Raw genomic sequence first — 20,735 nt, 5'->3', positions numbered from 1 at the left:
TCAGCACAAGACAATGATTCACAATAACTTGAAAATCCTGACGATAACGCAGGGCACTTTTACATCCATAGTTTTTTGCCAAGAAATGATAAAGGAGATTTAACGCTTCTTTAAGACGGTATTTTATTACCTTTCAAATCCACATCAAATGCAGTTAATGTTTATACCTATCCATGAAAATCACGCTATAGAGGAAGTCTTGCTTTCTGTGAATTTATTAGGTCAATTTAATACTGAAGGAAATATTGCTGAGGTAGAACTAAAAAACCTACCTGGTAGCAAAATGGCAATAAGGTATCAGCATGAAATCAAGGGAGAGTTTAAAAAACAAACCCAAGTTTCCCATGAACATCATAGCAATATTATTGGAGTTCAATTCCTCCAAAACTCTGGAGAAGAAACCAACAACAAAATTAAAATTGCTCAGGGTGTCGTGCTAGAAAACTGGGGTCTTGATGCCTGCAATTTAACATTTGTCACTACATACTATGATAATTGGAATATTGTAATCGAGCAGTTTAAAGCTATTTGCCTTGAGCTAGCATCAATTTATAATTTACACTATCCAATTGGCAGTTACACTTTAGTCTATCGAGACAGGTTTAAATGGAAAGGGAACGTTGATGATTTTAGTATCAGTGAGGGTATAAATCCCAATAGTGAATATTTCCCCAGAAAGTTGATGTCAAGAGATAAAGCTCAATTAATTATTGACACAAGTGGTGAACTTGAATCAAATCGTGAAATTCGAGACAATTTGAATATTTCCTTTTCAAAAGAATTGGGAGAATTAAAAGTTTCGCACTCAGGAACAAGAATTAGTTCAAAAACAAGAAGCATTGAAAAATCCATTGAAGAAAAAAAATTTGACGACTTCTTTGAACAGGCTCACGACTACAACAAATCTATTCTTAATGACATACTTCATAAGTCACTAATCGAAATAATTCATCTGAATAGCTAAATATGGAACTAGACTTCAACACTGATATAAACTCGCTTTACTACTCCCAACCTTATACAATTAATTACAGAGCTGAAGGGATTGATAAGATAATCGTGAATGACGAAATTAATCGACTAATTAAATTTTACAAAGAATCTTATCAAGACATTGACCTGTTTGATGAGGAAGTAATATTAAACTCTAAATCACTTGTCTCAAACCTCACAACTGAAGTTCTCACTCATATACGCCGCAACTTGAATACCGCGATTGAGCCTTCCAGTTGGGGCACCATATCATTTAATTGGGTTAGTCACGAAGGAAGTGAGCTATCAGTAGAGATAGGCAATGATTCCTACTCTATCACTTTCGAGAATAAAGAAATCCTTGTGGACAAAGAATATTCAATTATTGATTTAGAAAATCAAGTACAATTAATTGTCGAACAGTTCTTAGATAGCAGCAAATTTGTATGGGAGAAAACCAAATAGAGTGGTGCCAAATTGAGAATACAGACATTATTTGCAGGTCTATTTTACTCCCTGGAGATTTCAAGGAGGAAGATCAACTACTCAAAATACCTACAACCTTAATTATCCCCTCAATAAAGGAGCATAATCGAAAATCATGTATTCGAGTATCCTGCTGCGGCGTTGATGAAGCCAAAAAAACAATTCTAAAGACGGCGCAAAGGAAAAGGTATTGCGGTTTTGCGTTTATTAAGGTTGGAAGACTAATAGACACTTGGGAAAAATGCCTCGCAGAAAAAAAAGAAAAGAACAAAGGACTTCCAAATATCAAATTGAAAGTCCAATCAACTCCAATATTTTTTCACTCAAACATCTACCTTAAAAATGGTTGTGCCAACTATTTATTTTGTAAGCTTCCCCTGATCCGAACCATTAGTTAATTGACTTTTCCAAAGATAGTATTGTTTTCAACCACCCCGAGGGTACCCTCGGGGTGGTTGCGTTTGGCGTATACCCTAGGCGGTATATTTCCTAATGAATCATGAGGTTTAAAGTTGTTATAGTCATGCATCCACTTTTCTGTTTGCTCCCTTACCTGATGGATATCTTCAAAAATATATTTGTCCAGCACTCCTCGGCGGTAGCTTCCATTAAATCGCTCTATAAAAGCGTTCTGTGTGGGTTTGCCGGGTTGGATATATCTAAATTCTATTTCATGAATGACGCTCCATGATTTAGTGAGCTCAGCAATGAACTCGGGCCCATTGTCCATTCGGATCACATCGGGTTTACCCCTGCGATTGATTAAATGATTAAGCACATATACTACTCTGTTTGATGGAAGTGAGAAATCTACTTCGATATGTAGTGCTTCTCGATTGTAGTCATCAATTACCGTGAATGCACGAAACTTGCGCTTGTTTTCTAGTACATCATGTACAAAGTCCATACTCCAGGTCTGATTCGGCCTATCAGGCACCACTAACGGTTCTTTTACCCGAGCGGGTAATCGCTTCTTAACCTTTCGTCTTAAAGGTAGTTTTAAAGCCACATAAACACGATGTAGTCGTTTGTGGTTCCAAGTCTTGCCTTCATTACGTAAGCGGTGATAGGCGTTCCAAAAGCCTTCCTCAGAATGTTCTTTTGCTTTCGTCAGTAATGCTTCTTCCAGCTCACGATCATCCTTTGCTTGGGCTTGATAGTAATACACGCTTTTACTGAGGTTTAATACACGGCATGCCCTGCTAATACCGTAGCGTCTAGATATTTCCTGACCAATCTCTCTCTTACGGCAGGGCTTTAAAGCTTTTTTTCAATAATCTCTTTAGCTAGTTGATGATCTAGGGCCAGGTTCGCGTACATCTGCTTAAGCTTCCTGTTTTCCTCTTCAAGATCCTTTATACGCTTTAACTCCTTTCCACTCATGCCAGCATAACGCTCTCGCCATTTGTAAAACGTTGCGGTACTAACCCCGTACTCTCGGCTCAATTCCTGTGCACTTCTACCTTGATCAAACTCTTTCAAGACCCTGGCAATCTTCTCTGGCGAAAACTTACTCTTTCTCATAATCGACTGTTTAAAATTAATCCTATTCCTCTACTTTTAAACAGTTCGGTTTTAAGGGAAGCTTACAATTTGATCACCCCATAATTAAAAGAGTAGTAAATATTTTTCATTGCGATATAATATTCGTCAACTACAACTTTTCAAAAGGTAAGCCTGCCGGTTCGATAAGAAATGTATTTAGAGATTTTATAAACACCAAAGGCTTGATCAACATAGAATATGATGGTAATTATCAATTTAAAGACTTTATAGATAAAAAAGAAAGTATCTATCAAACTGTTCAGACGGAGGGGAAATGGAGCGGTAGAACGTACGAGGAAATCATTAAATCAATAGATTGACCTACACAAATACAGGAAAATTTGAAATAAAATACAAACGGCAGAATGCGAGATACAGAGCGATTTTCCTTGATTTTCAAATCTGACCCCCGCTACTAGAAAAGCCTTAGAGCAACAGCTCTGAGGCTTTTTTCATTTTAAGCTTGAGCTCCAGAGCTTAAGTATATCTCCAAGAGACACACCTTTAAGATTAGACCGAGATTAATGATTATGGTTTTCCATTTTCAGTAAAAAATAACCGTGTCAAAGAACATTATTTCAACCAAGTCTAATTTTCCTTAGCAAGAAATTGACTCGCATAATATTCTGGATAATTATAAATCAGAGTTCCTCTTCCAGAGAGAACTTGACGGTTTGGATAGGCATTCAAAGCTTTCAATAGCGCAAATAAACTTCGACTAATGGATGGATTATAATAAACCTCCGTTTCCAATTGCCAAGGAAGCATAAAGTTCAATTTACTCCTGGACTCCAACCGAAGGGTATCCCCAAAGCCCGGACTTAGAATCCCTACCATTATTAATTGGGTAAATTCAAATTCAGGCCTTAAAAGCAATTGTTCAAACTTATAGGGGTCCCTTTTATATGCTTCTGGCAACAAACTTCCCTCCTCTTTCAATTGCCATAGCTTATGAATACTATCTACCACGAAACTTTGATAAGCCATAGAATCCAGATAGGAATTAAAACTAAGTGGTTTCGCTTCCAGAGAATTTAGAAATGAATCGACTAATGCTAAACTTAGAGTATCAATAATTGTCCCTGACTCCTGCTTCTGCCACAGATCCTCATAAGGAATATGCTCCTTCCTTAGAGCCAGATTAAAGATAGAGTCCGGTCCCAAACTTTGCAATTCTTTGAGCAAATAGAATTTACCCGAAGAGTGGAGCTTAATTTCCGCATTCAGAATATGCACTACGGATTCCACTCTTGACATGGCTTGAATACGAATTTCGGGAGACCTACTCTGCCCTGAGCAAACACTAACCATTGTTAAAAACAAAACACAAAGCTTGATCCGAAGTAAAAACCTCATCTTAAAACAACTGAAACCGGTTCACCAATTTTAAAGGCACGCTTGCACTTATAATAAACTGTAATATCCTCAATAAGGAGAGAATCACCTTTCTCACACATTTGATACAATTCAGCTATCTCCTCTTCACGATATCTCCCAAGACTAACCGCACTATACAAATATTGACCTCCTCGAAAGAGACTTACTCTAACACGCCCCACCTTAAAGTCACTACCATCTCCAAAAAACGGCGAATCAGACATCAAACCTATGCTGTCATCTCTTCCTTGAATAAAACTGAGGGCATTAGAAACCTGCACCGAGTCCAATATAAAATCCCGAACCCGAAAGAACTCATCACCCTCTTGACCATAAAGTAAAACAGGAGCCAGTAGCAGGAAAAAAAATTTCATCCTCATCCTAAAAATTAACGCACCACACCTAAAAATAGTGCTAATTCTATTGACTTAAAGCTCATCATTTCAATTTCTTTAAAACCCCATTCCCATTTAGCTCAATCCATCGCCCACTCATTTACCCATCCCTCCCATCTGCTTATTTCATCTTCCTAAGCTTAGTCTAAGAACGGATCTTAAGTGCAAATCATATACGAACATTATGAAAGCACTTTTACCCCCTGGAAGAATTCTCTTTGAGGGAATAGTAGCAGTTGCCCTGCTACTATTTTCTATACCCACCTGGGGCCAATGCGACAATCTCGTCACCAATGGCGAACTAAGTTGGACTAGTCAACCACCCTGCTCGAGCAATCCTTCTGCTGCATGTTGGAGCCCTATGAATGTCCCAACCTACGATTATTATCCCCCTTGGCGGAATTCGCATGGCACTCCCCACGCCACCACAGCTTCAACCTCCTCGCCATCAGCCATGGAATTTGTTGCAGCCTATCTATCAGGTCGACCAGCCAGCCAACAAATGTTTAGTGAAGGCTTTTCCCAGGGAATCTCCACTTTAGTTCCCGGCAAACAGTATATCGTCGCTCTCCAATCGAAACGCATTAACAGCTATATGGCCTCCTCTACTCGAGCTGCCCAGGTAGAAGTAGAAGTAACCAGCACCGCTCCTATACCAACCAATTCTTTGCATCAAGGTGGATGGGCCCGACCCTCGGTTAATGGCAGTCAAAACCTGCTTAGCTTCGAACCCAACACCAGCGGCTTTATGCTTTACGCGGATTGTTTTTATCCGGATAGCGCCTGGTCTAATATCTGGCTCTACACCCGCAATCCCGATTCCCTACCCCCTACCATAGGTTCAACGGTAGATGATATTGAAATCATCGAAAATTTCGACTTCGCAGGTCCAGACACCCTAATCTGCGACACCACTCAATCCGTTGACATTGGCCGGGTTTGCAATTCTTTAAATCTTACCCCTACCTATTCTTGGATCAACCTCAACACGGGTCAACCCGAAGGCAATACCGCTATTATTACGGTAAGCCCTAATGTGACCACCCAATATGAAGTGACCCGGAACTTTGTGGAGCTTAACTGCCCGGCTAAGGATACTGTAACCGTAGTGGTAAACTCAATGGAAATAGATCTTGGTCCGGATCAAGAAGCCTGCGAACCCGCTTCCTTCCAATTAGATGCTGGCTATTTCCAAAACGCGCTCTACCATTGGAATACTGGCGAAGGAACCCAAACAATTACGGTTAATCAAAGCGGAACCTATATTGTTGAAGTTTGGGTATTACCCGATTGCTATGGTACGGATACGGTTGAAATCACTATCAACCCCAAGCCTAATGTTCAACTCAATCCTGCTGGTAGTTTTTGTATCACCGACCCTTCGGTAAACCTAAGCGCTACGCCAACGGGTGGAAACTACAATGGAACAGGGGTTAATGCCAGCGGAGTTTTCGACCCGGGACTTGCCGGCCCAGGAACGCACAGCATTGAATACAGCTATACCAATGCTTTCGGATGCACTGACTCAAAATCCATCGACATTGATGTTTATGAAGCCGTAACTGTTAGCATTGAAGGCGAAGACCTACCCTGTTTACCGGTAAGTGGCATGCAACTCAGCACGATTAGCTCCGGCAGCAATTTAACTTACCATTGGAGTACCGGCGAATCCACCTCCAGTATCTTGGCGCTAAACCCAGGCATTTATGAGGTTACCGTTTATGGCCCAGATAGCGCATGCCAGGCAACAGCCAGCTTTGAAATTGAAATTGAACCCTGCTGTAGTAAGCCTTCAGATTACCCCCTTGGGGACACCATTTTCAATGGCAACTCTGCACAGTACTCAAATGACACTTTGGTTTTTGATGGCAATATTGTAATCGAAACCAATGCCACCCTCAATATCAGCAATTCGGTAATCATCATGCGTAATTGCAGTAAAATTGAAGTGCAAAGAGGCGCTGAACTAATTATTGATGGCTCCAGCTTAGGCTACTGCGAGTGGTTAGGTATCGAAGTTTGGGGACATATGGATGCCTGCTCCAATGACTTCAGCATTATTGGACAATTAACCGCCAATGAAATGGTACTGAGAGACGCTAGCCTTGGTATCCTTCTTGGAAAAAGAGATCCCGGAGCAGGGTACGACTATGCTTATGCTGGTGGTGTAGCTCGAGTTTACAGCTCTATTTTCACACAGAATTACACCGACATCCTCATTACCCCACATGCCTGGCTGGGAATGTGCACCTGTGCCGACCCTGATGGAACTATTTGGCATAGTGATATTCAAAACAATGAATTCCGCTGTTTAGCAGAAGACCCTTCCCCTTGCGAAGACTTCGTTGATCCTATTTTAGAAGAAGTGGAAATGTTCACCCAGGGGCCTCAAAACTGTCCGATATGGACTATGCCGCCAAATACACTCCCCAGCGCCCCTAGTCGTTGTCACATTATTGACCTCACCCCCTTTATTGAATATGTAATCAATAACAATCTTGGCATACTCAGTTGTGGAGATGCCTGCGATAAAGCCGCCCATGTTTCCGGCTCAGGCAATGTTGGTGATATGCTAGGTAATATCACGAATAACAATACCTATTGCAATGATTGCACGCCTAATGTGAATTTCAAATAAGACAATTATGAAAACCAATAGACTACAAAAACAACTCCTGAGCCTATTCCTCATTATAAGTCAGTTTGCATTTGCCCAGGGCAGTGCTTTAGGCCAGCAACAGGGAGCTGAAAATTCCTATCACATCCAAAAAAACACGGATGAACCCGGATTGTACCAAAGCAGTCAACATGGGACCAGCAGAATTCTGGCCGCAGATCCTTTCCTTACGGTAGAATCCGTATTGCTAAGTGGAGGTCGGATTTATGTCTTGCGACTGGATATGGCCATGACTAAAACTCGGGTTATCTATTCGGATGATCAAGGGGTTTCCTGGCAGCTTCTAAAGGTATCCGATCTAATCCTGGATCAATTGGAAATTAACTCTGCCCATGAGCTTATTGCTTTCAATCAATCCAATCAGGAAGAACAAGAACTCATTTTAAGTGCCAGTCAATTGGCCTTAAAAGAAACGGAATCGCGATTGCGTATTTACCCCAATCCCGTGGATGATTTCCTGAAAATAGAAGACCAATATGCCAAGCTTAAAACTGAAGACATTCAACTGTTTTCCAGTATAGGTCAAAGCGTAAAGCTTAAGATCACTCAGGAAGACAATACCTTAATTCTTGATGTCTCCCAACTGAGCCCTGGGATGTATTACTTCAATATTCAATTGGAAGATAGATTGCTTAGCAGAAGCATCCTAATTAAATAATAAATCCAGATCAGAGGGCAGACATTTAAACTGCCCTCTGATTTATTAAAATCAGGAATTTTCCTCTGAATCAGAATTGATTAATTCCAATCTAATTAGCATTTTTATATCGGTAAAATTTTTGGAGGACCAGAAATAAAGCAGCACTTCCGCTTTTATTTGAAGCCCCACAGATAAATATCTGTTTCTTCATTCAAAGACCAAGGCATATTTTGAATGGTGTTATTGATACTAAAGGCTCAATGAAATTACGAACCCTGCTTATTGATGATGAGCGCCTTGCGCGTGAAAACCTCCGCTCTCTGCTTGAGCAATTCTGTTCAGCTCATATTGACTCCATTAGCATGGCCAGTTCTGCTGAGGAGGCCATGGACTTAATGATGCTCGAAGATTTTGATCTCCTTTTATTGGATATTAAAATGCCCGATATTGATGGATTTGAATTCTTAGAAAAAGTCAGTTTTTTAAAGCCTAAACCGGCCTTGGTTTTTGTTACGGCCTTCAGTGATTTTGGCATTAAAGCCGTTAAAGCCTCTGCCCTGGACTACCTCACCAAACCCATTGATCCGGATGAACTCCAAAAAGCTTGTCAAAAGGCTTTAAGCCTGAAAAGAGAAAGGAAATTAAGACCCCAAAAACAAAGCAACCGAATTGCAATTCCCAAATCCAATGGCATCGAAATTTTAGCAATCAACGAAATTGTAAGCCTGAAAGCGGATGGATGCTACACCCTCTTAAAATTAAGCCAGGAAGGCAACCGACTGGTCTCTAAAACTTTGAAGGAATTCGAAAAAGCTCTACCCCAAGAATTATTCTTTCGACCGCATAATTCTCATATGATCAACCTAAACTATATGAGCTCCTACACCACAGAAGGCGGGAGTACGGTAATCTTGACCAATGGCGAAAAGGTACCCATCGCGAAAAGGAAGCTACTCGATTTTAAAAGAAAACTAGAAGAGTTTTGCACTCGGCCGGGTATGTAATGAAATCCTATTACCTCCTTTTTATTACCCTATGCACTATTTCCAATAGTCTGGCCCAGGCTACTCTTATTTTCGAGAACTATGACCTCAAAGACGGCCTTCCCAGTAATGAGATTTATCGCATAGACGAAGATCAATGGGAGCAACTCTGGGTAAGCACTGCAAATGGAGTAGTTTACTTCGATGGCAATCAGTTTACAGTACCTGATTTCTTAAAAGCGAGCAAACTAGGCCTGGTAGAAGGTATCGTAGTTCTCGACGATCAAAACATATGGCTCAGCCACATCCAACTTTTTAAAACACTGCACTATAATGGTAAAAGTGTAGAAACCATTAGTTCCGGTTCCCCTCGTCATACCTGCATTCGCATTCAAAATGGTGACACCTCATTAATCAGCTACCACGAAACAGAAATTCTTATTTCCAATCGATACAGGACCCTTCGAAAAGCATTTCACCTTCCCTATGAGCCCTTATTAAAACCCCGAATAAATTCACTTATCCAACTGAGGCCCAATCGCCTATTGATTGGCACAGATCACGGACCCTTCCTCTTTGAGAATGACCAGTTTAAAGAACTGACTTCCCTTAAGGGAAAAAGACAAGAGCTTGCCGCCCTTTATCAAGATCAATCGGGCTTAATCTCCATGATACTAGATCAAAAGATTTATTTCTTAGATCAGGAACTAAACATAAAAGACAGCCTTAATCTTCCCTTCTCAGATGAAATTCGAGCCTATTGTAGTTTGGACCGCAATAATATCTGGATAGCCAGCAAAGGCATGCAAATCATGCAATACTATAATGGTCAATGGCTAAATCAAACCCGACAACTATCGCTGGACAACCAACATGTTAACTACCTCTATGCCGATAAGCAGCAAAACCTATGGATCTCAACAAATTACGATGGACTGATCTGTGTTTTAAATAAGCCATTCAAATACATCAATGTTGAGTCTGGGCTGGGAAGCAATTTCATTAATCGCATTCAAGCTATTGGCCCCAAACAATACCTCGCGGCTAGTGGTGCCGGTATTGATCTGATCGACTCGAACTACCATGCCAGACCAGTACGCAATTCACAAAGCCTTCATCCCTATTGCAATGATGTGCTACGCCTACCTTCGGGTGAAATTTACACCGCTCTTTCCAAAGGGAAACCCGAAGACTATTTTGTAGCCGAACTCCCTCTGAATAGTTGGGTTCATAACATTCCCGCCTCTTGCCTGGCTGCAGATCAAGATACCATTTACGCAGGCAGTTATGCCGGAGCAGTCCTCAAGAAATACCAGGATTCTACCTTAAAAGTCTCGCGTTTTGCCGGACGGCAGTTAACAGATATTGTGCTTTTAAAAGGAGGCCTGAGCGCTGTGGCAACAAAAACTGGCTTACATCTCTTCCATCGATATCGGAAAGATCGTAATCATTTGGACTTTTTGATCGCCAATACTGCTGCCGAACTACTGAAGGCTCCCATTAACGACCTCCACTTAAAGCCAAATGGGGATTTACTCATTGCCTCCTCCATCGGACTCTATGCTTTTCGTGAAGGCATTTTTAAAAAGTTAAGCCCTCAAAAAGATAAATCCATTTACACCTCCGTTTGCAGCGATTCTCAAAATCGGATTTATGCAGGTACTAAAACCGGACTCTTTTGCTTTGCCGACAAGGATACCCTTTACCTGGGCAAACATTCAGGTTTACTTTCAGATGAAGTGAACTATCTATTTTATGATGAGGATGAGGACCAATTATGGGTGGGAGGGAATAAAGGCCTTAGTATCCTTAAAACAAAGTATTGGAATAAGCTCAAGGCTCAATACCCAGAATTCTATCTTGACTCCTACTCCATTATTCCTGGAGCAAATCAACCTATTGAAGGTGAATCCCTTTCAGAATTAGACTATGATCAAAATGACCTACGCTTTCATTTAAAGCGAAAAGGAAGGCCCGGCAACAAAGCTACCGCCTATTATCAAATCAATACAAGTAGTGGTCAATGGCTACCCATGAACAATGATGTTTTGGAGCTATTCAAGCTTCACCCTGGTGTTTACGAGCTCTATATTCGAATGGCCCATTCCCCTTTTGACGCTTCCCCGGCAAAGAGGTATACCTTTCGAATTGCGGCCCCCTTTTGGAGGAGCATTTATTTTCAAATTGCTGTGGCTTTGACCATCATGGCTCTGGTTGTATGGATTGCCTTGTTGCGCGTTAAACAAGTTCGAAAGGAAGAGGCCCAAAAAAGAGATACCCTTAGGCAGGTTAAAGCTTTAGAGCTACGCTCATTAACCGCCATGATGAACCCGCATTTTCTATTCAACTCATTGAATACAGTGCAACACTTTGCCTCAAAATATAAGGACATCAAGGCCATTCATTATATCAGCGGCATTTCGAAACTCCTAAAACTCCAATTAGAGTCCTTGTTTCACAATCGGATTAGTTTGGAAGAAGAAATCAAACGCCTGAAGCTATATGTTGAACTGGAGTCCGTTCGCCTTGATTCCGAACTAACATTCCAAATTGAGGTAGATGAAAAACTAAATATTCAAGAAACATATATCCCCACCATGATGCTACAGCCTTTCATTGAAAATGCCTTGTGGCATGGGTTAAGGAAGCGCGAAAAAGACAAAAAATTAAAACTCCGAATTAAACTTCAAAATCCTGAACAACTGCAAGTTTGTATTGAAGATAATGGCTTGGGCTGGAAGAAGGGCCAAAGAAAAAGAGATTCCAAACATATTTCCAGAGGCATCCAATTAGTTCTGGAAAGGCTAATGCAATTCAACAATCAAGATGAAACTGAATTAATTAGTATTAGTCCTCTTAGCGAGGACCTTGATTACCCCGGAACCAAAATTAGCTTTCTCCTGCCCTTTAAAGGCCCCTAACTATTCTCGATAAATCAGCCGACGAACCGAACTTGATTCTCCTGAGCCATTCAATTCCAAAATATAAATTCCAGACTGGAACTTCGAAATATCAATATGCTCATTTATATAACCTGAATCCAGTAAGTACCCTTTAAGGCTATAGAGCTTATACTCTTTAAAATCCCCTCCTTCAATGCTCAAATAACCATTACTGGGATTTGGATACACTTTAATCTCAGGCTGCAATGACAGCCCTTCAATCAAAGCAAGATCCGCTGGAAACAAAGCCTCTTCACGAATCCCATAGAACTGCCCTCCAGCACCGATAGCTACCGCACCGGAATCACTAGGCAGAAAATCATAAATATAATCTACAGGTAGACTCAAACTCTGGCTAAAGTTATAGCGGGTATCTGCAATTCTAAACTTACTCTCATCTGCATCATAGCTGATGACTCGATGGGCATTAAAAAAGAAATATGGATTACTACTTGAAGGACTACTAAATATAGGCTGATTATCTATAGGTGTAAATGGACCAATAGGACCTTTTGAGAAATAGTTTTTATTTGCTGCCGCTAGTAATATACTATCCTCCTTAAACTGAAATCGCCAAAGTGGCACATAACCTTGATTAATCGACTGAAAAGTTTGTCCACCATCCGTAGTCTTATAAAAATCGACATTTGTCACTATCAAGCCTGTATCACATGTACTAAAAATAATGTCTTGCATTTTCTCATTTCCATTTAAGCTAAAGTTTAATGGACTACGGTTCCCAAAATCATCGATCCTAGCAATAAAAAAACCGTTTTTCGCTATCCCATATCCGAAATAACAACTACCATCTCTAGAACTTCTAAGTCTTATATAATCAGCGGAATCAACGTCCAAAGTGAAATTCCATGAATTTCCCCCATCGCCAGTGTAATAGGTTCTTCCTAGAGCAGCAAAAACGCCATTTAGCGAATCTTTAAAGGCCATTGGAGGATCTGACTTAGGGGACGCAAAAGGAACCAAACTACTGTCAACGAGATTTCCATTTTGATCCAATCTATGAAATATTCCTAGGCTATTATTTGGCCCCTCCAATTTTACAGGTTCGATCCCAGCAAATTGATAACCCGCTTTACATAGACCATATAAATTAGGATATCGATTTACACCATTATAAGTTATGTTGCTATTATTCAAATTGAAAATCAACAATGTTCCTGCACCATAACTATAGACTATTTTCGAACCCGATAAGGCAAGACACTTTCGATTTCGATCCAAAGGAGCCCCAATATTCCTCTTTTGCCATGATTGTCCGGCATTTAAAGTAAATACTACTGAATCTTCTTTCACATAAACCAATGTATCACCATTGTTAAAAGATTTATAGTTTCCTTGAGCCACTTGCTCAAACCGATGAATTTGACGAGTAAAATTAAAATTACTGTCAAGTTCAATAAGATCTTTCCAATCTTGAAGGACGAAGTACTGCCCAGCGCTTTTTTGTAAATGACTCAAAGTCCCAAGACTACTATCTAAAACTCCAATGTGGTTAGGTCCAGAGCTTTCAATATATACTAAACTATCTGTACCCAGCTTTCTAATATATACACCTTGATCATCTTCCCCTAATAACTGAGAACCCGATAGCGATAAACTATCATAAGATCTACCTCCGTTAAGAGTATAACGAATCAGGTTGTATTCCCCATCTACCACAAATAGGGAGTCAAAAATGTGGAGTTGCCCTGAATAATTTCGTAAAAAGGGGTGAAGACTCCAAGTTTCACCTCCATCTTTAGAAATAGAAACCACCCGTGACTGACTTAAACTTGAGCGCTTCCACTCGTAAAGAATAGTATCACCTAATGAGGCCAGATTTTCAACCTTAAAATTTGATTGAAAATCAGTAAAGCCGCTGGAGTTTAATGAATTTTGATCGATTTTCAAAAAATAAGGATGCAAGGTGATAGCTAAATATTGGTTTGAATAATTAACCAAGCCATAAATCCTTAAACCATCATTTGAAGGATTATACTTCACATATTGTGAATTCACATTCAAAGATAGTAGTACAAATATGCCTAAAGACAAAATTCGAAATATGGCCATTAATACATTTGAATTACTTGTTGATCAATTATTTGAGAATTACACCTAAGTACGGCATAGTAATACCCTGCCTGATATCCTGAAAAACTAATTGACATAGAACTTCCATTAACAGGATTACTCTGCATCAATAATCCATCTGTTGATCTAATAACGTCAATAGTATAGTTTAAGTTAGTGGAGTTCAACTGAAAGGTCAAAATTGTATTCGCACTAACCGGGTTTGGCGATACCGAAGTTATTTCGCCTAAAGAGCTATTAATCGTAAGAGAATCAATAGCCAAAGAACCTGAATTCTTGCTTAGTGAAATAAGTACCAAGGTTTCATTTAAACTATTCATCTGAAATGCCACCTCATCACCACGAAGGGTTAACGTATCCCCGATTTGCCAATCATTTATTGCAATTGAATCACTTGATGTAGAATGAAAAAATGACTGACCGTATGGGACCACACTATCAATTTCAACCAAAGAATTAAACTCTTCTACCGGCAGAGTTACCTCAAATTCTTCTTCTCCAATAAAAGTAAGACCATTTGATTGATCCGAATAGTATTGTCGACTTAAAAACGAATAAGTTTCCCCCATATAACTTCCGGAAATAGGCAAAAACCCAACAGCCATTATCCCTGGGAAAATGGCACTATCTACCATTTCCAAATTCAAAGTATATGGAATAAATGGCAAGTCATACCCTTCTTCTCTTTTTTTGAGTTTTGCAAACAAATTGTCTTGAATTATCCTATCCTCAATTAGAGAGCTATCTGGGAAAATCCTAATAACCATCTCACTATTAAATGCCTGAACATCACCTTCCTTTAGGTTAAACTCTAATACATATGAATTACTCAAATTAGAGTCATTAAGGTTGCTTACGGATATTGTCCCAGCATAATATAAATCTTTATACTTAAACCCATTAGTATTAACAACCGTGATATTTCGCGCCGCAATATTATTATTGTTCTTTACATTTTGACCAGAATTTATTGATTCTGGGTATGTAATCAAGTTGGCTCCAGAACTACCGTTCATCCTGGCCAGTAGGCAATAATGCCAGGTGTTCCAATATTCATTAAATAATTCCGCATAATCAGATAGATCATCTGGATCTATTGTCCAAGGAAACTCCGCAATAAACTCTTCACCAGGTTTAAGTATCGGAATTTGCACGACCCCCAGTTGATCACCCATCTTTAAGTTCGTCCCGGGAAAATTCACACTTCCATCCCAGTTATCCGGCCAAGCTAAAGAGGTACCTGCCTTAGCCCAATACACCCTAAGTGGCTGAATTAGCGACGATTCGCAACCCCTATTAGTTACTCTAACATAAACATGCGGATTTCCATTAAGGAAATCTGGATTTTCATGAGTTTGATATACATATCCATCAGCCTGATTTCTGACCCAAATATCAGGAGAAGTGGTAATTCCGGCTACATTGTTCGGTTCTACACCAATATCGTCAACATCATCACGGATATATAAATCATTCCCCAAAATAGGAGTACCTGTTGCCGCGTTATTCAGAACAGATAACATATCTGGATATTTAACAAACATGCTTTTTATTTTATCTCCCTGACCAGAAGTTAGATCTTGACCGCAAGTACTTGTAGCCCATTTCAAATCCATTATGTTTTTTTGATTCGGCATAGCTAAGTATCGATCATTAAAGGCATCTCTAGGATCAGAGGCAGTACCTTGACCATTCCAAGTTGAACTACATGTAATAATTGTACTCCCGGGATCATCGTATGCCGTGGTACAGTTTTGATAGACAAATACATCTGGATAAGTATCACAAACCTCATCTCCTGCCAAGGCACAATTGGAATTAGGTCGGTTGGGATCCGCATAATCATTAGGCAGCCCTGGAATTAACTGCCCACAAAGTCCTCTATCTAAATGATATAGACCTAGAGCATGCCCGATTTCATGCGACAAAACCCCATCTAATAGAAGATCACCTGTGCAATATGTTGGCTCTATACCTCCTAGAAAAATCACCTGACCTGGAATGGCTTTCGTATAACCTGCATGCATTTGATCAATATCGGCAACATAAACATTTATGGCGCTATTATTATACCTTCCGGTCTGAAACTCTACTTGATTAATTTTACTATTCAGAGTAGCAATTGTAGGTGGTGAACCGCATGAATTACCAAAAGTATATAACGAGGTGCTATTAATTGACTGAATACCAACCAAATTAAAGTGAATACCAATAGAATTATAATCACTTTGTAACTCACAAAACGCGGTCATTACATCCTCATTAGTCCTTCCCTTTGTCCCATCCGACTTTCTTAACACCCAAAATGAAACATCAATAATATACCCACTCTCTTCCTGGACATTATAAGGTCCTTGATTATCTCCGATAATGGTTTCATCAGTTAAACAAATCTGTGAAAACCCGGGCAGCGTGATTAGCACTAAAAAAAGTACAAAAAGAAGATTTCTCATTTATTTACAAGGTTATTTTCCAGCAATCTACGAATTCCCGATTCAAATTTTCAGTCATTACATGCTTAAAATCGCATCATGTTTTAAGTTCACTCCAAGCATTTAATACTAGAATTATTTAGCTCACTTCCTAATTACAGATTATAGAACCGGCATATCTCAAGGGGAATGCAACTGGTAAAAGAAAGACTTAAACATTATAACGGGGAAAGCTCAGATGAGCCTATAAAGATGGAAGCCCTCCAGTCAGATGACAAATTCCCAGGTTGTCTGATACACTTTAAACTATCCTATCAATCCAGCTAAAGGAAGCCCTGGTCTTTCTCATACTCAAAAAAAAGCCGTCTTGTGATTAGCAAGACGGCCAGGATTGTTATGGTTGTTTCGTTTCATGACCTTGTGCGAGGTCTTAGGAAGGCTTTAGTTATCGCGTTCCTGGAGGTAGGTTTCTATGATGAATTCGATGTTATTATAAATCAATGGCTTGGTAATAAATCCTTTGACCACCTCGTACTCATTGGCTCTTTGTTGATCTTCTTTGATCAGTGAGTTACTCATGGCAAAAATGATCGATTGCTTATGTGCATATTCCTTGACATAGGCATCGAGGAATTCAAAACCATCCATTACAGGCATATAAATATCGAGTAGGATGACTGCCGGAAAATCTTCCGAACTCTGGTCCATCCGTTTAAGTTCTTCCAGGGCCTCCGCACCATCGGGCAACAATTCTACCTTGGCATCGGCATAATTACGCATGATTATGTTCTTGAGTACAAAGCTGTTAACCTGATCATTATCAACGATCATGATGCTTACCCCGGAATTACTCATAGTTGTTTAGTCTTTGAAGGGGAAATACCAAATTTATCTTTGTAGGCTTTCCCAAAATAACTCAAGCTGCGGAAACCCAAAGCGTGAGACACTTCGAATATACTCATATCCTCGGTTTGCAGCATATTTTTCGCCTTATGCAGTCGGAAATCATTGATGTACTGAATCGGCGTCATCCCTGTTAATCGCTTTACCTCACGCTCCAATTTGGGCGTGGTCATATTCATGAGTTCAGCAATTTGGGGAATACTGAAATTACGGAATCGGAAATGATTCACCAAAAGCGCTTCCATATGCGACAATACCGGATCCTTTATCCCAAACTCATGGTTAATCGGAGCAGAAGTATCATAAATTCTTCGCAATTGCTCCCGAGTCTTTAGCAGGTTATTTACCCTGGCTAAGAGGATGTCGAATTTAAAAGGTTTTACGATGTAATCATCGGCCCCGAAATTATATCCTTCGATTCGACGTTCGTCCTCACCTAAGGCCGTTAATAAGATAATAGGAATGTGTGAAGTACGCTCGTTCGATTTCACGCTTTCCGTGAGCTCGTAGCCATTCATTTCCGGCATCATAATATCACTGATGATGATGTCGGGCATGTTTAGGCGGCATTTCTCCAAGCCTTCCATTCCGTTGTGCGCTTCGAAAACCTGAAAATAGTCTTCAAAGAGAGCGGTCATAGAGTTCAACAGTTTCTCGTTGTCCTCAACAATTAGCAGTTTCTTTTGCATAACAATCAGAGTTTAGGCAAGCTCAGCGTGAAGGTACTTCCCTTTCCAACCTCACTCACCAATTTAATTTTTCCTTTGTGGAGCTTTACAAACTCGGAAACGATCGACAATCCCACTCCGGTTACGGGAACATTACTTACGTTCGAACCGCGGTAAAAAGATTGAAAGACTTTGGATTGATCTTCTTCCGGAATTCCAATTCCTTTATCCATAAAAGATACCTCCAAATCGTCTTTTTCGAAATCCAATACAACTTTCACCTCCGAACCCGGATCTGAAAATTTGATGGCATTTCCCAGTAAGTTGCTGAAAATGTAGCGAATTAAAGAATAGTCTGCCTGGAATTCACTCGGCTCACCAATTACCTCATGCTTTAACACACAGCTATTGGTACCCGATTCCTGGTTTTCATTGATCAGTTCTTTAAGAATCTGCACAAAATCAACTTTGCTCAAATTAAAGTTCCGCCTACCTGTCGTAAGCTTCTTCAGTTCCAACATATCCATAATCATGGTATTGAGGCGATCTACCTCCTCCTCCATGGTGGTCAGACCCAGATTAATCATCTTGGGAGTATGCTTTACTTTCAGCATTTCAATATTGGCCTGAATCACCGCTAAGGGCGTTTTGAACTCATGACTGGCTACAGAATACAGATTGGTTTTAAACTTAGAAAGTTCCTGCTCTTTTGAAAGGGCATTCATCAGATCCTCTGTTAAATGCACACTCTCGGTTATATCTCGGGTGGTACTTAAACTGCGATATTGCACATTGCCGATCCCCTCAAGCTCTGTGTATGTAGTTTCCAACCACCGCAATCGCCCTTCACCATGATTGATCTGATATCGAATCCGAGTTCCAGGCTGATCAAAAAAGCGCATCAATGTGGTAAAGTCCATCTCATTGATGAAATCCTCACTTAAAAAATCAGTGAGTTTTCTCCCCACCAGGGTTTCTGCTTTATAACCCAAAACCCGCATGGAACTGGGTGTCGCAAAACGTATGGTATTATCAGCATCATGCAAACAAACCAAATCGGTTGTATGCGTTGCAATCAACTGAAAAACGTTCATCGTAGAAAACATTAGAGTCGCTCTTTCGATAACAATAATACAACAAAAATCGCTTAAGCTTAAGATAAATAAGCGATTCCGACGCGTAATAAATTGAAAAAGCCCGCATAATCACGGGCTTTGTCAAAAAATCTAGAATATAAAATTCTAATATCTGTAGTATTCTGGCTTAAAGGGTCCAGCTTTTTCTACACCGATATATTCGGCTTGTTCATCCGATAATATATCGAGTTCAACCCCAATCTTAGCCAAGTGTAATTCCGCTACTTTCTCATCCAAATGCTTAGGCAAGGTGTATACTTCATTCTCGTAATTGCCACTGTTCTTCCACAGTTCGATTTGAGCAAGAGTTTGGTTGGTGAAGGAATTAGACATCACAAAACTTGGGTGACCGGTAGCACAACCTAAGTTCACCAAACGTCCTTCTGCCAAAAGAATAATATCCTTACCATTGATAGTATACTTGTCTACCTGAGGCTTAATTTCAACATGGCTACTGCCGTGATTGGATTTTAACCAGGCTACATCAATCTCATTATCGAAGTGGCCGATATTACAAACGATGGCCTTGTCCTTCATTTTTTCAAAATGCGCACCAGTTACAATATCTTTATTTCCAGTGGCAGTAATGATGATGTCTCCCTCTTCAACCGCATTGATCATTTTCTTCACTTCGAAACCATCCATGGCCGCTTGTAAAGCACAAATTGGATCAATCTCGGTAACGATAACACGACATCCGGCACCACGCAAGGAAGCCGCAGTTCCTTTACCTACATCACCATAACCAGCAACAACGGCAACTTTACCTGCCATCATAATATCAGTTGCACGACGAATAGCATCTACTGCAGATTCGCGACATCCGTATTTATTGTCAAACTTAGACTTGGTTACCGAGTCATTCACGTTAATCGCAGGCATAGGCAAAGTTCCCTTACGCATACGCTCGTACAAACGGTGAACACCGGTAGTAGTTTCTTCACTTAAACCTTTTACGCCCTCAGCCAATTCTGGATACTGATCCAATACCATATTGGTAAGATCACCTCCATCATCTAAAATCATATTTAAAGGCTGACGCTCTTCTCCAAAGAACAAAGTTTGCTCGATACACCAATCAAACTCCTCCTCATTCATTCCTTTCCAAGCATAAACCGGAATACCTGCTTTGGCGATGGCTGCAGCCGCATGATCCTGAGTAGAATAAATATTACAAGATGACCAGGTAACATCAGCACCTAATTCAACTAAAGTTTCGATAAGAACAGCAGTTTGAATGGTCATGTGCAAACAACCAGCAATACGTGCTCCTTTCAATGGCTTCTCTTTACCATATTCTTCACGTAGGGCCATTAATCCGGGCATCTCAGCTTCGGCCAACTCAATCTCTCTACGTCCCCATTCCGCTAACGAAATTTCCTTTACTTTATAAGGAATATATTTTCCAACTGCTGTACTCATAAATTATCTTCTGATTTTTTGCGAATTTCGGCAAAGATACCGCAAATGCTTCGGCTGCAAAATTCT

15 protein-coding genes and 1 pseudogene are annotated in these 20,735 nt (G+C 40.1%); 7 read left to right on the top strand and 9 right to left on the bottom strand.

Annotated elements, in window-relative coordinates; genetic code table 11:
- Window positions 1-148 precede the first annotated feature (148 nt).
- The 3 genes from ACO05P_RS15445 to ACO05P_RS15435 are packed head-to-tail and all read left to right on the top strand — an operon-like array spanning window position 149 to window position 1,856.
- Window positions 149-964 (top strand): hypothetical protein, encoded by an 816-nt coding sequence (locus ACO05P_RS15445; RefSeq protein ID WP_421752229.1) that lies wholly within the window; start codon window positions 149-151, stop codon window positions 962-964.
- Between the two features lie 2 nt (window positions 965-966).
- Complete coding sequence (locus tag ACO05P_RS15440; RefSeq protein WP_421752227.1) at window positions 967-1,437, top strand: hypothetical protein; 471 nt, start codon at window positions 967-969, stop codon at window positions 1,435-1,437.
- Window positions 1,419-1,856 (top strand): hypothetical protein, encoded by a 438-nt coding sequence (locus ACO05P_RS15435; protein ID WP_421752225.1) that lies wholly within the window; start codon window positions 1,419-1,421, stop codon window positions 1,854-1,856. The genes ACO05P_RS15440 and ACO05P_RS15435 overlap by 19 nt, the downstream gene beginning before the upstream one ends.
- Window positions 1,857-1,918: 62 nt before the next feature.
- Here ACO05P_RS15435 and ACO05P_RS15430 read toward each other — a convergent pair.
- From ACO05P_RS15430 to ACO05P_RS15420, 3 genes and pseudogenes are all read right to left on the bottom strand, one after another.
- Window positions 1,919-2,982: pseudogene (locus tag ACO05P_RS15430) on the bottom strand (IS3 family transposase); the annotation flags it as partial.
- 609 nt (window positions 2,983-3,591) lie between these two features.
- Complete coding sequence (locus tag ACO05P_RS15425) at window positions 3,592-4,260, bottom strand: hypothetical protein (RefSeq protein WP_421752223.1); 669 nt, start codon at window positions 4,258-4,260, stop codon at window positions 3,592-3,594.
- Window positions 4,261-4,355: 95 nt separating this feature from the next.
- Window positions 4,356-4,754 carry a hypothetical protein gene (locus ACO05P_RS15420; protein WP_421752221.1) on the bottom strand — a complete coding sequence of 133 codons (399 nt, stop codon included), beginning with the start codon at window positions 4,752-4,754 and terminating at the stop codon, window positions 4,356-4,358.
- A 205-nt stretch (window positions 4,755-4,959) separates the two neighbouring features.
- On the opposite strand from ACO05P_RS15420, the gene ACO05P_RS15415 reads away from it, so the two are divergent.
- From ACO05P_RS15415 to ACO05P_RS15400, 4 genes are all read left to right on the top strand, one after another.
- A complete protein-coding gene (locus ACO05P_RS15415; protein WP_421752219.1) occupies window positions 4,960-7,413 on the top strand; it encodes a hypothetical protein in 2,454 nt (817 codons plus the stop codon).
- A gap of 7 nt (window positions 7,414-7,420) precedes the next feature.
- Entirely contained in the window at window positions 7,421-8,110 is a 690-nt protein-coding gene (locus ACO05P_RS15410) for a T9SS type A sorting domain-containing protein (RefSeq protein WP_421752217.1), read from the top strand.
- Between the two features lie 242 nt (window positions 8,111-8,352).
- A complete protein-coding gene (locus ACO05P_RS15405) occupies window positions 8,353-9,096 on the top strand; it encodes a LytR/AlgR family response regulator transcription factor (protein ID WP_421752215.1) in 744 nt (247 codons plus the stop codon).
- Window positions 9,096-11,996 carry a sensor histidine kinase gene (locus tag ACO05P_RS15400; protein WP_421752213.1) on the top strand — a complete coding sequence of 967 codons (2,901 nt, stop codon included), beginning with the start codon at window positions 9,096-9,098 and terminating at the stop codon, window positions 11,994-11,996. Before ACO05P_RS15405 ends, ACO05P_RS15400 begins: the two co-directional genes overlap by 1 nt.
- Here the strand turns inward: ACO05P_RS15400 and ACO05P_RS15395 are convergent, their stop codons facing one another.
- The 6 genes from ACO05P_RS15395 to ahcY form a co-directional block, all read right to left on the bottom strand.
- Window positions 11,997-14,018 (bottom strand): T9SS type A sorting domain-containing protein, encoded by a 2,022-nt coding sequence (locus ACO05P_RS15395; protein ID WP_421752211.1) that lies wholly within the window; start codon window positions 14,016-14,018, stop codon window positions 11,997-11,999.
- A gap of 68 nt (window positions 14,019-14,086) precedes the next feature.
- Window positions 14,087-16,561, bottom strand: coding sequence for a zinc-dependent metalloprotease (locus tag ACO05P_RS15390; protein WP_421752209.1), 2,475 nt, complete (start codon window positions 16,559-16,561; stop codon window positions 14,087-14,089).
- A 420-nt stretch (window positions 16,562-16,981) separates the two neighbouring features.
- Window positions 16,982-17,395 carry a response regulator gene (locus ACO05P_RS15385; protein ID WP_421752207.1) on the bottom strand — a complete coding sequence of 138 codons (414 nt, stop codon included), beginning with the start codon at window positions 17,393-17,395 and terminating at the stop codon, window positions 16,982-16,984.
- The gene (locus tag ACO05P_RS15380) at window positions 17,392-18,132 is read right to left on the bottom strand and encodes a response regulator transcription factor (protein WP_421752206.1); all 741 of its coding nucleotides are present in this window, start codon (window positions 18,130-18,132) and stop codon (window positions 17,392-17,394) included. Before ACO05P_RS15380 ends, ACO05P_RS15385 begins: the two co-directional genes overlap by 4 nt.
- Before the next feature lie 5 nt (window positions 18,133-18,137).
- Complete coding sequence (locus tag ACO05P_RS15375) at window positions 18,138-19,205, bottom strand: ATP-binding protein (RefSeq protein ID WP_421752203.1); 1,068 nt, start codon at window positions 19,203-19,205, stop codon at window positions 18,138-18,140.
- A gap of 147 nt (window positions 19,206-19,352) precedes the next feature.
- Window positions 19,353-20,669, bottom strand: a complete 1,317-nt coding sequence (ahcY, locus tag ACO05P_RS15370) for an adenosylhomocysteinase (protein ID WP_421752201.1) — start codon at window positions 20,667-20,669, stop codon at window positions 19,353-19,355.
- Window positions 20,670-20,735 lie beyond the last annotated feature (66 nt).

Source organism: Croceimicrobium sp., from assembly GCF_965228705.1.
Lineage (GTDB): Bacteria > Bacteroidota > Bacteroidia > Flavobacteriales > Schleiferiaceae > Croceimicrobium.
Note: the sequence above shows the minus strand (reverse complement) of the source record. Positions and strands in the feature narration are given on the sequence as shown.

Coding starts and splice junctions, on each gene's coding strand:
- ACO05P_RS15445 (WP_421752229.1), top strand. CDS start 149: ATGCAGTTAATGTTTATACCTATCCATGAAAATCACGCTATAGAGGAA.
- ACO05P_RS15440 (WP_421752227.1), top strand. CDS start 967: ATGGAACTAGACTTCAACACTGATATAAACTCGCTTTACTACTCCCAA.
- ACO05P_RS15435 (WP_421752225.1), top strand. CDS start 1,419: ATGGGAGAAAACCAAATAGAGTGGTGCCAAATTGAGAATACAGACATT.
- ACO05P_RS15425 (WP_421752223.1), bottom strand. CDS start 4,260: ATGTCAAGAGTGGAATCCGTAGTGCATATTCTGAATGCGGAAATTAAG.
- ACO05P_RS15420 (WP_421752221.1), bottom strand. CDS start 4,754: ATGAAATTTTTTTTCCTGCTACTGGCTCCTGTTTTACTTTATGGTCAA.
- ACO05P_RS15415 (WP_421752219.1), top strand. CDS start 4,960: ATGAAAGCACTTTTACCCCCTGGAAGAATTCTCTTTGAGGGAATAGTA.
- ACO05P_RS15410 (WP_421752217.1), top strand. CDS start 7,421: ATGAAAACCAATAGACTACAAAAACAACTCCTGAGCCTATTCCTCATT.
- ACO05P_RS15405 (WP_421752215.1), top strand. CDS start 8,353: ATGAAATTACGAACCCTGCTTATTGATGATGAGCGCCTTGCGCGTGAA.
- ACO05P_RS15400 (WP_421752213.1), top strand. CDS start 9,096: ATGAAATCCTATTACCTCCTTTTTATTACCCTATGCACTATTTCCAAT.
- ACO05P_RS15390 (WP_421752209.1), bottom strand. CDS start 16,561: ATGAGAAATCTTCTTTTTGTACTTTTTTTAGTGCTAATCACGCTGCCC.
- ACO05P_RS15385 (WP_421752207.1), bottom strand. CDS start 17,395: ATGAGTAATTCCGGGGTAAGCATCATGATCGTTGATAATGATCAGGTT.
- ACO05P_RS15380 (WP_421752206.1), bottom strand. CDS start 18,132: ATGCAAAAGAAACTGCTAATTGTTGAGGACAACGAGAAACTGTTGAAC.
- ACO05P_RS15375 (WP_421752203.1), bottom strand. CDS start 19,205: ATGAACGTTTTTCAGTTGATTGCAACGCATACAACCGATTTGGTTTGT.
- ahcY (WP_421752201.1), bottom strand. CDS start 20,669: ATGAGTACAGCAGTTGGAAAATATATTCCTTATAAAGTAAAGGAAATT.